The 14,083-nt window shown below is 58.2% G+C and carries 12 protein-coding genes and 1 pseudogene; 4 read left to right on the top strand and 9 right to left on the bottom strand.

The genetic code is table 11. The annotated features are described in order from the left end of the window. The coding region (cobA, locus tag E2L05_RS14625; protein ID WP_133343645.1) for a uroporphyrinogen-III C-methyltransferase at window positions 1-896 on the top strand (896 nt) is incomplete at its 5' end. A gap of 56 nt (window positions 897-952) precedes the next feature. Here cobA and E2L05_RS14620 read toward each other — a convergent pair. The 4 genes from E2L05_RS14620 to E2L05_RS14605 form a co-directional block, all read right to left on the bottom strand. After that, window positions 953-1,630 (bottom strand): SDR family oxidoreductase, encoded by a 678-nt coding sequence (locus E2L05_RS14620; protein WP_133343644.1) that lies wholly within the window; start codon window positions 1,628-1,630, stop codon window positions 953-955. A 186-nt stretch (window positions 1,631-1,816) separates the two neighbouring features. After that, window positions 1,817-3,250 (bottom strand): NAD(P)(+) transhydrogenase (Re/Si-specific) subunit beta, encoded by a 1,434-nt coding sequence (locus tag E2L05_RS14615; protein ID WP_133343643.1) that lies wholly within the window; start codon window positions 3,248-3,250, stop codon window positions 1,817-1,819. Between the two features lie 14 nt (window positions 3,251-3,264). Beyond that, window positions 3,265-4,836, bottom strand: coding sequence for a Re/Si-specific NAD(P)(+) transhydrogenase subunit alpha (locus E2L05_RS14610; protein WP_133343642.1), 1,572 nt, complete (start codon window positions 4,834-4,836; stop codon window positions 3,265-3,267). Between the two features lie 134 nt (window positions 4,837-4,970). Further along, window positions 4,971-5,426 (bottom strand): methyltransferase family protein, encoded by a 456-nt coding sequence (locus tag E2L05_RS14605; protein ID WP_133343641.1) that lies wholly within the window; start codon window positions 5,424-5,426, stop codon window positions 4,971-4,973. Window positions 5,427-5,677: 251 nt separating this feature from the next. Here E2L05_RS14605 and E2L05_RS14600 point away from each other — a divergent pair, with 251 nt between their 5' ends. Beyond that, window positions 5,678-6,160: a GNAT family N-acetyltransferase gene (locus tag E2L05_RS14600; protein WP_165971779.1), complete on the top strand. Its 483-nt coding sequence runs from the start codon at window positions 5,678-5,680 to the stop codon at window positions 6,158-6,160. A gap of 11 nt (window positions 6,161-6,171) precedes the next feature. Here the strand turns inward: E2L05_RS14600 and E2L05_RS14595 are convergent, their stop codons facing one another. The 3 genes from E2L05_RS14595 to E2L05_RS14585 all read right to left on the bottom strand — a co-directional run bounded on the left by E2L05_RS14595 (window position 6,172) and on the right by E2L05_RS14585 (window position 8,748). Continuing rightward, window positions 6,172-6,948, bottom strand: coding sequence for a gamma-glutamyl-gamma-aminobutyrate hydrolase family protein (locus E2L05_RS14595; RefSeq protein WP_133343639.1), 777 nt, complete (start codon window positions 6,946-6,948; stop codon window positions 6,172-6,174). Between the two features lie 109 nt (window positions 6,949-7,057). Next, on the bottom strand, window positions 7,058-7,228 hold the full coding sequence (locus tag E2L05_RS14590; protein ID WP_133343638.1) for a DUF2256 domain-containing protein: 171 nt from the start codon (window positions 7,226-7,228) through the stop codon (window positions 7,058-7,060). After that, window positions 7,228-8,748, bottom strand: a complete 1,521-nt coding sequence (locus E2L05_RS14585; protein WP_133343637.1) for an FAD-binding domain-containing protein — start codon at window positions 8,746-8,748, stop codon at window positions 7,228-7,230. The genes E2L05_RS14590 and E2L05_RS14585 overlap by 1 nt, the downstream gene beginning before the upstream one ends. A gap of 121 nt (window positions 8,749-8,869) precedes the next feature. Between E2L05_RS14585 and pepN the strand changes: the two genes are divergently transcribed. Continuing rightward, the gene (gene pepN, locus E2L05_RS14580) at window positions 8,870-11,419 is read left to right on the top strand and encodes an aminopeptidase N (protein ID WP_133343636.1); all 2,550 of its coding nucleotides are present in this window, start codon (window positions 8,870-8,872) and stop codon (window positions 11,417-11,419) included. Window positions 11,420-11,495: 76 nt separating this feature from the next. Beyond that, window positions 11,496-12,368 (top strand): lysophospholipid acyltransferase family protein, encoded by an 873-nt coding sequence (locus E2L05_RS14575; protein ID WP_133343635.1) that lies wholly within the window; start codon window positions 11,496-11,498, stop codon window positions 12,366-12,368. Window positions 12,369-12,386: 18 nt separating this feature from the next. Here the strand turns inward: E2L05_RS14575 and E2L05_RS14570 are convergent, their stop codons facing one another. Together E2L05_RS14570 and E2L05_RS14565 are read right to left on the bottom strand one after the other, a co-directional pair. After that, window positions 12,387-13,148 carry an ABC transporter permease gene (locus E2L05_RS14570; RefSeq protein ID WP_133343634.1) on the bottom strand — a complete coding sequence of 254 codons (762 nt, stop codon included), beginning with the start codon at window positions 13,146-13,148 and terminating at the stop codon, window positions 12,387-12,389. Further along, window positions 13,145-14,071, bottom strand: a pseudogene (locus tag E2L05_RS14565) (ABC transporter ATP-binding protein). The gene E2L05_RS14570 and the pseudogene E2L05_RS14565 overlap by 4 nt, the downstream one beginning before the upstream one ends. Window positions 14,072-14,083: the final 12 nt, after the last annotated feature.

Here is a 14,083-nt window from a genome sequence, read left to right as displayed (position 1 = left end):
AATTCTGGCGTTGGGTGTTTGCCGATGCCCCGCGCGCCCAATGGACCCGAGGGGCCGAACGCGACGCTGCGCAGAACATCAAAAATGCGATTACCGCAGGTGGCGCCCCAACGACTGAACAAGAAGGGTCTATTGCGTTCGTTGGAGCAGGTCCCGGCGCACGGGACCTTTTGACCCTGCGTGCAGTGCAGCGCCTGCAGGAAGCAGACGTCATTTTTTACGACAGGCTGGTTGGCGACGATGTGTTGGAAATCGCGCGGCGCGACGCAGAGCGGGTTTTTGTCGGCAAGGTTGTTGGTGCCAATGTTTGGCCGCTGGATCGTATCGACGCCGCTGTGGTGGCAGAAGCGCGCAAAGGCCGCCGCGTTGTCCGCTTGAAATCCGGCGATCCGGGTATCTTTGGGCGGCTCGACGAAGAACTCCGTGCCGCCCACGCTGCGGGCATTGCGACCGAAGTGGTTCCCGGCGTCACAGCCGCCTGCGCAGCGGGTGCAGCGCTTAAGCAGCCACTCACCAAACGCGGCGAGACGGATACGCTGGTTCTGACCACGGCCCGTCTGGAACAGGACGGGACCATTCCAGACCTTGACCGCCACGCGCGCGACGGAACCACACTGGCCATCTACATGGGGGTCTCAGCTGCGCCGCAGATCACGGCACAGATGTGCGCGGCTGGTGTTCCCGGTCATGCGCGTGTTGATGTGGTCTCGGATGCGTCAAAGGCCAATCAAACGGCGCACCACACCACGCTCACCGGTTTGGTGGGTACGCTCAGCGACGCTGAAATCACCGGGTGCGCTGTCATTTTGGTGACGATCCCGCGCGGTGCGATGGCGGCGGTACCGGCAGCGCGGGATGACGCGGCATTCACACGACGATTGGCCACATCGGGATAAGCGCGCGCCTGCCAGCCCGGCTGAAGGGCCCCATGCGCTTACCCCAGCACTTCCCATTACTGCGTCGGCATAACCACAATTTCGGGCACATTTGCCCGCTCAGGTTGGTTAAGGGCGAAAACCACTGCGTTGGCGATATCTTCAGGTTTCAGCTTGTCAGGTTTCCGTTCCGCAAAGAATGCTGTGTCGACCATGCCCGGCGCGACAACCGTACAACGACCACCCCATTCGCGCATTTCTTGCGCCATGTTTCCGGCATATCCCTGCACAAACCATTTCGATGCACCATAGATCGAACCGGGAATGTGGATCTTTCCCGCAACTGACCCGGTCAGAACAAGATGCCCCTTCGTCTTTCGCAATTCCGGCAAGGCCGCCTTGGCGGTATAGAGCAACGCCATGATGTTCAGATCAATCATTCGGCGCCATTCCTCTGGATCGCCGTTCTCTGTCCCCGGCGTGTCAAGGCCCATTCCAGCGTTGGCAAAAACGGCGTCGAGCCCGCCGAAGCGCTCGGCCACAGCATCAACCGCGGCCTGCTGCGCCGCAAGTTCGGTCGCATCGCCAGCGACGTAGAAGCTTGCCTCGCCAAGGGATGTGTGAAGCTTGGCCAATTTCGCTTCGGAGCGCGCCATCAGACCCACATTCCAGCCCGCAGCCACCGCAGCGCGTGCCGTCGCCTCGCCGATCCCGCTGGATGCGCCGGTGATGAACAGTGTCTTGCGCTTTGTCATGTCTTGCTCCTTTTTCATTCCCCAGACACGTAAGTACCTTTTGCGCGCTTTCAAATTCGTTGGAGGTGTTCGGCACGTTCCGATGTCATTGGGTTTTTGAAGTCGCTTGAGATAAGATCAAAGCAGCCAGATACGAAAAGACCCCGGCGTTTCCGCCGGGGCCGAAATTTAAAGATGTGATCCAGATCAGGAGATGCGGCTCAGCAATGCATTGATCGACTCTTTCGCGTCACCATAGAACATCCGCGTATTCTCTTTGAAGAAGAGCGGGTTCTCGATGCCGGAATAGCCTGTTCCTTGCCCGCGCTTGGACACGAAGACCTGCTTGGCTTTCCAAACTTCCAGAACCGGCATACCGGCGATCGGGCTGTTTGGGTCTTCTTGCGCGGCTGGATTCACGATGTCGTTCGATCCGATCACGATCACAACGTCGGTTGTGGGGAAATCTTCGTTGATTTCGTCCATTTCCAACACGATGTCATAAGGCACGCGCGCTTCTGCAAGCAGAACGTTCATGTGACCAGGCAAACGCCCGGCGACGGGGTGGATCGCGAAACGCACCTCTTTGCCCTGCGCGCGAAGACGCTTTGTCAGCTCGCTCACAGCTTGCTGAGCCTGCGCGACCGCCATGCCATAGCCCGGCACGATGACAACGCTGTCGGCTTCATCAAGCGCGCTTGCAACGCCGTCGGCATCAATGGCTATCTGTTCGCCATCAATTTCCGCCGCCGGTCCCTGCGTGCCGCCGAAGCCGCCCAAGATCACCGACACGAAAGAGCGGTTCATCGCCTTACACATGATGTAGGACAAGATTGCCCCGGACGAGCCGACCAGTGCACCGACAACAATCAGAAGATCGTTGCCAAGGCTGAAACCAATCGCCGCTGCGGCCCAGCCGGAATAGCTGTTCAGCATCGACACAACCACAGGCATGTCAGCCCCGCCGATCCCCATGATCAGGTGATAACCGATGAAGAGCGCCGCAAGTGTCATCAGGAACAGCGGCAGGAAGCCACCGGTCGAGAAATACCAAACAAGGCAGATCACCGAAATCACTGCCGCCGCGATGTTGAGCATGTGCCCGCCCGGCAACTTCTTCGCCGCCGAAGACACTTTGCCCGCCAACTTGCCGTAAGCGATGACCGACCCGGTAAATGTCACTGCACCGATCAGGATGCCAAGGTACAGTTCAACCCGAAGGATTGCCTGCTCCACACCGTCCTTCTTGGCGATCAGTGCCCCGAACCCTTCAAGCGACGCACGTGCAGCGTCGTCCATGGCCATGACACGACCCAGTTCGAAATGCGCGTTATACCCCACGAAGACGGCCGCAAGACCGACCAGCGAATGCATCGCCGCAACAAGCTGAGGCATCTCGGTCATTTCGACCTTGGTCGCGACGAAATACCCAATGATCCCGCCAGACGCGATCAAGATAAGTGACAACAGCCAGAAGCCAGAGCCCGGCCCCATCAGCGTTGCCGTTACCGCAAGCGCCATGCCGACGATGCCGTACCAAACCGCCCGTTTTGCGCTTTCCTGCCCAGACAAACCGCCAAGGCTGAGAATGAACAGGACTGCTGCGACCACGTAGGCCGCTGTCGTAAATCCGAATTCCATTGTCCCCTAACCCCTTACGATTTCTGGAACATGGCGAGCATGCGCCGTGTCACGAGAAAGCCGCCGAAAATGTTGATCCCGGCCATAAACACCGACAATGCGGCAAGCACGATCACAAGGAACGACCCCGATCCGATTTGCATCAACGCGCCCAGAATAATGATGGACGAAATCGCGTTGGTGATCGCCATCAACGGTGTGTGCAGTGAATGGCTGACGTTCCAGATCACCTGGAAGCCGATAAACACCGACAGCACGAACACGATGAAGTGCTGCATGAAGCTGGCCGGTGCCACCAGACCCACACCCAGCAACAGCGCGCCACCAACCGCCAGCAGCGTTACTTGGCTTTTGGTTTGCGCTTTGAACGCTGCAACTTCTTCTGCCCGCTTTTCTTCGGCGGTCAGTTCTTTTGGTTTGTCTTTCTTCGGCGCGGCTGCGATCGCCTTTACTTTGGGTGGCGGCGGCGGGAAGGTAATTTCCTTCTCGTGGCACACGGTCGCGCCGCGGATCACGTCGTCTTCCATGTTGTGCACAACCGTGCCGTCCTTGCCGGGCGTCAGGTCTGCCATCATGTGGCGCACGTTGGTGGAATACAGCGCGCTCGACTGTGCGGCCATCCGGCTTGGGAAATCTGTATAGCCGACGATGGTCACACCATTGTCTGTAACGATCTTCTCGTCTTTTACGGTGAGCTTACAGTTGCCGCCGCGTTCTGCCGCGAGATCAACAATAACCGATCCCGGCTTCATCGCCTCGACCATGTCCTTGGTCCAAAGCTCAGGCGCTTCGCGGTTCGGGATCAAAGCCGTGGTGATAACGATATCAACCTCGGGGGCTTGTTCACGGAACAGCTTGAGCTGCGCTTCGCGGAATTCCGGGCTGGATGGCGCTGCATAACCGCCAGTGCCCGCGCTGTCCTGACTGTCTTCGAAATCAAGGAACAAGAATTCTGCGCCCATGGATTCGATCTGTTCAGCAACTTCCGGGCGCACGTCGAATGCGCGCACGATTGCACCCAGCGAAGTCGCTGTCCCGATGGCGGCGAGACCGGCAACGCCGGCGCCTACGACCAAAACCTTGGCGGGGGGCACTTTGCCGGCTGCGGTTACCTGCCCGGTGAAAAACCGGCCAAAATTCGCGCCAGCTTCAATCACGGCGCGGTAACCGGCGATGTTGGCCATCGACGACAGCGCGTCCATTTTTTGCGCGCGGCTGATCCGTGGGACCATGTCCATCGCGATGACTGTCGCGCCGCGGTCTTTAGCACGCTCCAGCAGGGCCTCGTTTGCGGCGGGCCAGAAGAAACCGATCAGTGTCTGACCTTCGCGAAGCTGATCAATTTCGCTTTCCTGTGGCGGGCGTACTTTTGCCACAATATCGGCAGCCGCAAACACCGCCGCCGCGTCGGGCAGGACTTCGACTCCTGCCTCGGCATAGGCCGCGTCGCTTAGACCTGCGGCAATACCTGCACCGGCTTCGACCACGCAGTCGTAACCAAGCTTGGCCAATTGGGCCGCCGATGCCGGCGTAAGCGCGACACGCGCCTCTCCCGGTTCAACCTCGCGTATAACTCCGAACTTCAAGATGATCGCTCCTTCCTCACGGCGCCAGACCGGCGCCCCATCGTGCCCCCGTCGACGTGGACGTTTGTCCCGTCAAGGGCTGCGTCATTGCTGCCGTAAATGCAAGTCATGCCTTGATCGCGGTTGCGCATAAATTAGACCCAACGCCGCGTCTCTTCAGTGTAACGTTCAAAACTTGCCCCGAATTGTTCCTGCAATCTGGCTTCTTCTGACAGGATGAACCTGTCTGTGATAACCCAGACGAACAAGGGCACCAAAACCAGTGATGGCCATGCGTCCCACCGGAACGCAAGACCGGTCAGGATCAGGGCATCCCCTAAGTAAATGGGATTTCGAGTGCGGCGAAAAATTCCCGTAGTGACAAGAGCATGCGGTGTCATATGTGGAATAACGGTTGTTTTGGCACGGCGCATTTCCACAAAGGCCAGAACCATCAGGACAAGCCCGCCGCCGACCAGCAAACCGCCAATCAAATCGCCAAGTGCCCCGGCACCCAAATCGCCCCCAAACGGAAGGCGCGTCGCCTGAAGCCAGGTCAACACCAGAAACAGGCATAACCAAACCGGCGGGAGGTCGATCCATTTTGTCACGCGCGTGCTCACATCTTCATTCTCTGTACCGACCACACCCGACGGGCTGGCCGCGCAATATTATTGCCGTCTCACTAGCCAGTTTAGGCAGATATTTCAAACGCATTATGGGACATCTTACATAGGGCTTAAGTCGCGGGATGAACTTGCTCTCACAGACCCGACCTGCAAAGAAGCGTCAATTCGCGTTTATCGAAGCCAGCAAACTTGGCCAAGCTTTGTTTCACGTGGCCACAGGACAACCTTTTACCATGACCAGTATTCGCCCTTTTAAGGCTCAAGACGCCGACATTTTGCAGCATGTTTTCTATAGAGCGGTTCAAGAAGGGGCGGTTGGCGCCTATAGCGTGGCCGAACGTGCGGCTTGGGCCAGTGCGCCAAATGCGCCGCCCAATTGGGCCCAACGTCTCGGCAGCGAGATCACTTTGGTGGCGGAACGCGACGGCCAACCTGCGGGGTTCATAACGCTAGGGCGCGACGGTCATGTGGACTTGCTCTTTGTCTTGCCTGAAGAAATGGGAAGCGGCATTGCTGCGGCGTTGCATGACCGCATGCTGTCAGAAGCCGATCAGCGAGATATTCCCCGCCTGACAACTGAAGCGAGCGTTATAGCGCGCCGGTTCTTACTCAAGCAAGGCTGGCGCGAACTCACAGAGCAGAAAATCGAACTCGGTGGCGTCTGGCTGACGAATTACCGAATGGAAAAAAGGCTGACTCCACGATCGGTCGGCTGAAGCAATTGAACTCAGGCGGTTTTTAACGTTTGATGCGCTGGCCTATTTTGCCAATCGCGCAGCGCGTCACCAAAAGATTCGAACAGATTCCGTGAGACGGGATCATTTTCAGCATTCCACTCAGGATGCCATTGGACCGATAAAGTAAAGCCCGGCGCATCGCGCACGTGAATTGCTTCGGGTGTACCATCTTCGGCCACACCATCAATCACGATCCGCGCGCCAGGGGTCTTGATCCCCTGCCCGTGCAACGTGTTCGTGATGACTTCTTCAGTGCCCATCAACCGGTGAAACACCCCGCCCGGCGTGAAGCGCACCTTTTGTCGCAACTCAAACTTCTCTTCCAAAGTCCCGTCTGGCGGCATGCGGTGGTTCATTCGCCCCGGCAGATCGCGAATTTCCGGATACAGCGATCCGCCCATGGCCACATTTACTTCTTGAAAGCCGCGGCAAATCCCAAACACCGGTTGCCCCCGCGCCACACAGGCCCGGATCAATGGCAGCGCAATCGCATCCCGCTCGCGATCAAAGGTTCCATAAGCTTCCGTTTCGACTTCGCCATATTCCTCGGGGTGTACATTGGGCCGCGCACCGGGAAGCAAGAATCCATCACACGCATCCAAAAGGTCCTCAACCGACACAAGACGCGGATCAGCGGGAATAACCAGCGGGATCGCACCAGACACGGCCGCCACGGCTTCGGCGTTCATGGTTCCGCCTGCGTGGACTGGATACTCGTCATTGATGAGGTGCGAATTAGAGATAATGCCGACAATCGGGCGCGTCATGACTTGCCTTTCCGTTTGACGCCAACTTAGGCACAGTTCGGGCCCGCGTCGAGAAGCGGATCTGCACAAACGGCCGTGCAAATGTGCACTGCTGCAATTTTGGGCGGCTTTAAAAAGGCTCGCGTCTATCTTCTGCGGGTTTGCGCCCACCCGCGCAGCGTTTTGAACAGTATCGCACCTGCGGCCAATCTCGCGCCCACTTTTTTCGCCATGTGAAGGGCAATCCACAGGTGGCACAGATTTTTGTGGGCAGGTCTGCCTTTTTCACACCGCGCGGCATCAGAACCCAAAGCTCGCTTGACGGTCATCCTTGGGCGGCTTTCGGCGGCGGCGCGGCGTCCGATCATTCACAAAGTGACCCGCGCTGTCCTTGCGACTGGCATGTTTGTGAACGATCTTGCCCGCTTCCCGGTGAAAATTGTCGCCCCGGCGCACGGCCCACACCCTGTCACGCGCCAGACGGGCAGCTTCGGCCACATCGATGATCGGGTCCGGATACCCGCCGCTTTTATCCGGCCAAAGCCACGGCTGATGCACATAGGCATCAGGAACGGTGCCAAGTTCCGGCACCCAGCGACGTATGAAAACGGCTTCGGGGTCTTGGTCATAGCCCTGTTTGATCGGATTATAGATGCGGATCGTGTTCATGCCTGTTGTGCCCGACTGCATCTGTACCTGACTCCAATGGATGCCCGGCTCATAGTCAGTGAATTGCCGCGCAAGATGCATCCCGGTCGCTCGCCAATCCAGCCAAAGGTGATACGACGCCACCGCCATCAACATAGATCGCATGCGAAAGTTCAGCCAACCCGTATGGTTGAGAAAGCGCATGCAGGCATCGACAAAGGGTATTCCCGTCGCGCCATTGCACCAAGCCGCAAGACGGGCCGCGTCCGGCACTGCCGGGCGCAACCCCTCGTATGCGCTGTGCAAGCACCGGGTTTCGATTGATGGGGCGTCTTCCAGTTTCTGGATGAAATGATCCCGCCAAGCGAGGCGCGACTGAAAAGATTTCAACGATGCGCCCCACCCGTCCCGCGCCGAACGCGACGCGCTTTGACGCAGTCCCGTGGCCTGAGCAGCCTCGCGGATCGAGATTGTGCCAAGCGCCAAATGCGGGCTGAGGCGCGAGCACGCCCATTCCCCCGCCAAGGGCGAGGACATGGCTTTGCGATAGTCCTTGCCGCGCTTGGTCAAAAACTCATCCAAGACTGATAAGGCATGTGTGCGGCCACCGATCTGCCTGCCGGGGCAAGGGTCTGGTGAAAGGCCAAGTTGCGCCGCCGTTGGAATGGGTCCCGGATCAAGGCCAAAATCGGTCAACGTCGCAGCGCATTCGGCAATAGGTGCCCGGACAAACTTTGTGCGCTGGGCGGCCCAGCCGTCCCGACCTGACAGCCTGCGTACAACGCCGGATTGCGGAATTTCGTGCCAGTTGACCCCTGCCGATGCAGCCCAGGCTGCCACACGCAAATCTCGATCAAAGGTCCACAGATTGCCGGTTTCTTCGTGGCTGACGATTTGGCGAATACCACAGGCGCGCACAAGTTCCGCGATGACCTCGACCGCGTCGCCCGTGCGCACCACAAGCGGTGCCCCGCGCGCCGCACAGGTTTCACGAATTTCGGCAAGACATTCCGCCGTAAACGCCCATTGCCGACCCGACGTATCGGGCAACCCCCAGTACTCCGGTTCAACAACGTAAAGCGGAAGGATTGGCTTGCCCAGATTGTGGGCCAAGGCCAGCGCAGGATGATCTGCCAGACGTAAATCGCGTTTGAACCAAAAAAGTGTTGTCATGTGGTGTGACCTAGTGGCGAAGACGCGCCAGGAAAGGGCATGATGAACGCTGCATAGCGGCTTCCCCTTGTACCGCGCAAACCAACCGATACATGTGCGATACCCAGACCGGAGAAGAGACATGCGCGATTCAGCCCCCCAGACCATTCACTTGGCCGATTACACCCCGCCTGCCTACTGGGTTGAGGACGTGCACCTCACTTTCCGGCTTGCCCCGACAGCAACGCGGGTACTCTCGCGCATCCGGTTCGTGCCGAACAGCGACGCGCCGGGCCGGTTCTTTTTGCATGGCGAAGGGCTGACCCTGATTTCGGCCAAGATCAATGGTGCACCCGTTTCGCCAGCCTTCGTGGAAGACGGCCTGACATGCGCCGTGCCGGATGGCCCTTTCACTTGGGAAGCCGAAGTTGAGATCAATCCCCAAGCCAACACCGCGCTTGAGGGTCTGTACCGATCTGGCGGGATGTATTGCACCCAGTGCGAGGCAGAAGGGTTTCGCAAGATAACCTACTACCCGGATCGGCCCGACGTGATGGCCCCCTTTACCGTGCGTGTCGAAGGCAGCGATCCGGTGCTGTTGTCGAACGGCAATCCGGTCGCACAAGGCGACGGTTGGGCCGAGTGGCATGACCCGTGGCGCAAACCCGCGTATTTGTTCGCGCTGGTCGCAGGTGATTTGGTCGCTCACCGCGACAGTTTCACAACGCGCTCTGGCAAAGATGTCGATCTGGCCATTTGGGTGCGCAAGGGCGATTTGCACAAATGCGCTTTCGGCATGGACGCGCTCAAACGGTCAATGGATTGGGACGAGCGGGTTTATGGCCGTGAGTACGATCTTGATGTGTTCAACATCGTGGCAGTGGATGATTTCAACGCCGGGGCAATGGAAAACAAGGGCTTGAATGTCTTCAACGCCTCAGCCGTTCTGGCCAGCCCGGATACGGCGACGGATGCCAATTTTGAACGGATCGAGTCGATCATCGCGCACGAGTATTTCCACAATTGGACGGGCAACCGGATCACCTGCCGCGATTGGTTCCAACTGTGTTTGAAGGAAGGCCTGACCGTATTTCGCGACCAGCAGTTCAGCGCCGACGAACGCAGCGCGCCGGTCAAGCGGATCGATGATGTGCTCGCCCTGCGCGCACGGCAGTTCCGTGAAGATAACGGCCCGCTGGCGCACCCTGTCCGCCCCGAAAGCTTTGTCGAAATCAACAATTTCTATACGGCGACCGTGTATGAAAAGGGCGCCGAGCTAATTGGCATGCTCAAGCGGTTGGTGGGTGACGAAAACTACGCCCGCGCGCTGGATCTTTATTTCGACCGCCACGATGGCGAAGCCTGCACGATTGAAGATTGGATCGCCGTGTTTGAGGAAACAACGGGCCGCGATTTGTCGCAATTCAAGACGTGGTATTCTCAGGCCGGTACGCCCCGCCTCGACATGACGGACAGTTTCGCAGACGGGACCTACACCCTGACCTTCCGCCAGCACACGCCGGCAACACCGGGCCAACCGGACAAGGCCCCGATGGTCATTCCAATCGCTGTCGGCCTTTTGTCGCCGAACGGGTCAGAGTGCGTCCCGACAACACTGTTGGAAATGACAAAAGCAGAGCAGAGCTTTACGTTTGAAGGGCTGGAAGAGAAGCCCGTTCCCTCCATCCTGCGCGGGTTTTCGGCTCCGGTTATCGTCACGCGAAAATCCGACAATGCTGAACGTGCCTTTTTGCTGGCCCATGACACAGACCCTTTCAACCGTTGGGAGGCCGGACGTGCGTTGGCAAAAGATGCCCTTGTTCGCATGGTAAAAGAGGGCGCGGCGCCTGATGCCGCGTTCATCGACGCGCTTGGGCAAGTATTGGCAGATGACACTCTTGACCCGGCTTTCCGCGCGCTCGTGCTGCATTTGCCCGGCCAAGATGATCTGGCGCAGACGCTGTTCGATGCAGGCGTGACCCCGGACCCCATCGCCATCTATGCTGCTTGCGATTCCATGGCCGATGCGATTGCGACCACACTTGAGTCGCAACTGGCGAGCCTGTTCGATGCCATGCAGGTTCCCGGCACTTATAGCCCCGATGCCGAAGCTGCGGGAAAACGCGCGTTGGCGAATGCGGCGCTTTCCTTGCTAAGCCGCCGTGACAATGGCGCACGCGCGCAGGTGCAGTTCGACGGCGCCGACAACATGACACAGCAGTTGGCTGGCCTTGGCGCCCTTATCAAGCAGGGCAAAGGGGATGAGGCTTTGCAGGCATTCTATGAGCAATGGCACGATGACAGACTGGTTCTGGACAAGTGGTTCGGGTTGCAATGCAGTCTCGCCAAGCCGGATGAAGCCGCGAATGTGGCCATGACGCTCACGGCGCATCCTGATTTCGAGTGGAAAAACCCCAATCGCTTCCGGTCAGTGCTGGGTGCACTGGCCTCAAACGCGGCGGGATTTCACCACCCCTCTGGGGCGGGCTATACGGTGATGGCGGATTGGCTGATCAAGCTGGACCCCGTGAACCCCCAAACCACAGCACGGATGATCACTGTGTTCGAAACATGGCGCCGCTATGACGCAGACCGTCAGGCCCTGATCGCCGCTGAACTTGACCGGATTGCCAATACCCCCGACCTGTCGCGGGATACGGCCGAAATGGTCAGCCGTATTCGGGGCGCCTAAGCGCTTTCTTTAAGTTGGCGGTGAAATGGCTTAGTATGGTCATACTGGTTTCGTACAACCGTGATTTGATAGTGGCATGAAAGACAGACTCGACCCACTGATCTCAGAACGCGCACCCTGGCTTTACGCCGACCATCCGTGGTCGGCGCCGTCGCGCGCTGTGTTGATGAAAATGCTGGGGTATGACCGTACAGTGCGGCTTGGCGAGTTCCTACAGGACCGCACGATGCCGGAAATCATGTCCACCATGGCCGAGTTGCTTGCAAAGGATGTTGTCGCTTCGGGCGTGCAGAATATTCCGCGCCATGGTGCCGCTCTTTTGGTCGCGAACCACCCGACAGGTATCGCCGATGGGATTATTCTGAACAGCGTGATCTCGCAGGTGCGTAACGATGCATTCTTCTATGCCAACAGCGATATAAATCGCGTCTTGCCACAGATGGAAAGCCTGATCTGCCCGGTCGAATGGCGCATGGAAAAACGCACATTGGCAAAGACTCGCGACACCATGGCCTATACCCGCAAGGCGGTCGATGCGGGGCGTCTTGGCGTGATCTTTCCATCGGGCCGTCTGGCAAAGCGGCGCGGCTTACGTCTGTACGAACGTCCCTGGATGGCTTCGGCCGCAATGATTGCGCGGAAATTCGATCTGCCGGTTATCCCGGTGAATATCCGGGCGCGCAACTCTGCGTTGTTTTATCTGTTCGACTTGCTACACCCGACCCTGCGGGACATCACCTTGTTCCATGAGACGTTGAACAAGCACCGACAGCCATTCCGGATCACTGTTGGTGAGCCGATCTCGCCATCGGCACTGCCCGCGAAGTCGGAACAAGGGATCAAGATGCTTCGCGCTGAGACACTGGCGCTTGGCGGACGATATGCGCCGTCGGTGTCACTTGTTCAGAACACAAGACTGCCGGCTTGGGCCAAACCGGCGCTGGGGTGATCCCCGCGCAAGGCGGCGTCAATCGCGCAGCCGCCATCCTGTTCTAAATATCCATCCGACAATGCCAATACAGATCACCGTGAACAGTGCAATTGCCGCCAGTGACCAGCCCACGGCAATGTCGGACTGCCCGAAAAAGGCCCAGCGAAACCCGGAAATCAAATAGACGACCGGATTGAACAGCGACAGCGTTTGCCACACCGGTGGAAGCATCGTGATCGAATAAAAACTGCCGCCCAGAAACACCAAAGGGGTGATGATCAGCAACGGCACGATTTGCAGCTGTTCAAAATTCTTGGCCCACAGACCGATGATAAACCCCAAAAGGCTGAAAGACACACAGGTCAGCACAAGAAAGGCAAGCATCGCAAAGGGATGAAGGATCTGCAGATCGACGAAAAAGAACGCGGTGCCCAGAATGATCCCCCCGACGATCAGTGCCTTGGTGGCCGCGGCCCCCACATAGCCAATCGCGATTTCTATAAAGCTGACCGGCGCTGACAGATGTTCATAAATCGTGCCAATGAACTTGGGAAAATAAATCCCGAACGACGCGTTGGAGATGGATTGAGTCATGACCGACAACATCACAAGACCCGGCACGATAAAGGCGCCATATGCGACCCCTTCGACCTCGTCGATCCGCGATCCCAAAGCGGCCCCGAACACAACGAAATAGAGGGACGTGGACAAAACCGGTGACACAAGGCTTTGGCCCAACGTCCGGTTGAACCGTGCCATTTCATGGCGGTACATCGTCCAAATCGCGTGGCCGTTCATGGGCGCGTGTCCTTCAGAAGATCGACAAATATATCCTCAAGCGAGCTTTCCCGCGTTTGCACATCGCGCAGACCCAGCCCCGCACCGGTGACATCCGCCAAGAGCGGGCCGATATCGGTGCCGTCGCGCGCATCGTAGGAGTGAAGAAGCGCCTGCCCCCCTTCAGCGAGTTCCAGTCCCCGCCCTTCCAACGCGGGCGGCAGCCCATCCAGCGCGGTGCGTAATTCCATCCGGAGGGTCTTTTTGCCAAGACGGTGCATCAGGCGCGCTTTTTCTTCGACCAAAAGAATACGCCCGTCATTGATCACGCCGATCCGGTCCGCAATCGCTTCGGCTTCTTCGATGTAATGGGTTGTCAAAATGATCGTTACGCCATCAGCTTTGAGCGTGCGGACTATGTCCCACATGTCACGGCGCAATTCCACGTCCACACCTGCAGTCGGCTCATCAAGGAACAAAACGCGCGGCCCGTGAGCCAGCGCTTTGGCGATCATCACCCGGCGCCGCATCCCGCCGGACAATTCCCGCGCCGCCGCGTTTTGTTTGTCCAGCAAAGACAGCCTGCGTAAATTCTCTTCGATCAAATCGGGGTTCGGCGGCAGCCCGAAAATACCCCGCGAAAACGACACGGTATCGCGCACTTTCGTAAACGGCTCCAGCACGATCTCTTGCGGTACCAACCCGATCTAACGCCGCGCCGCACGGTAGTCCTGCAAGACATCATGCCCGCCCACGGTGATGCGGCCAGAACTTGGCCGCGTGATCCCACAGATCGTTGAAATCAGTGTGGTCTTTCCGGCTCCATTCGGACCCAGCAATGCCAGTATTTCGCCCTCTTCGATGTCCAAATCGACATTCTTGAGGGCCTCATAGCCACCGTCATAGGTCTTGTTGAGGGCATTGATTTCAATGATGGGGGACAAGCTGTGCTCCTG

Origin of the sequence: Meridianimarinicoccus aquatilis (genome assembly GCF_004358675.1) — a bacterium.
In the GTDB taxonomy this organism is placed as follows: domain Bacteria; phylum Pseudomonadota; class Alphaproteobacteria; order Rhodobacterales; family Rhodobacteraceae; genus Meridianimarinicoccus; species Meridianimarinicoccus aquatilis.
The sequence above is the reverse complement of the archived record's forward strand: the minus strand, read 5'-3'. Positions and strand labels throughout refer to the sequence as shown.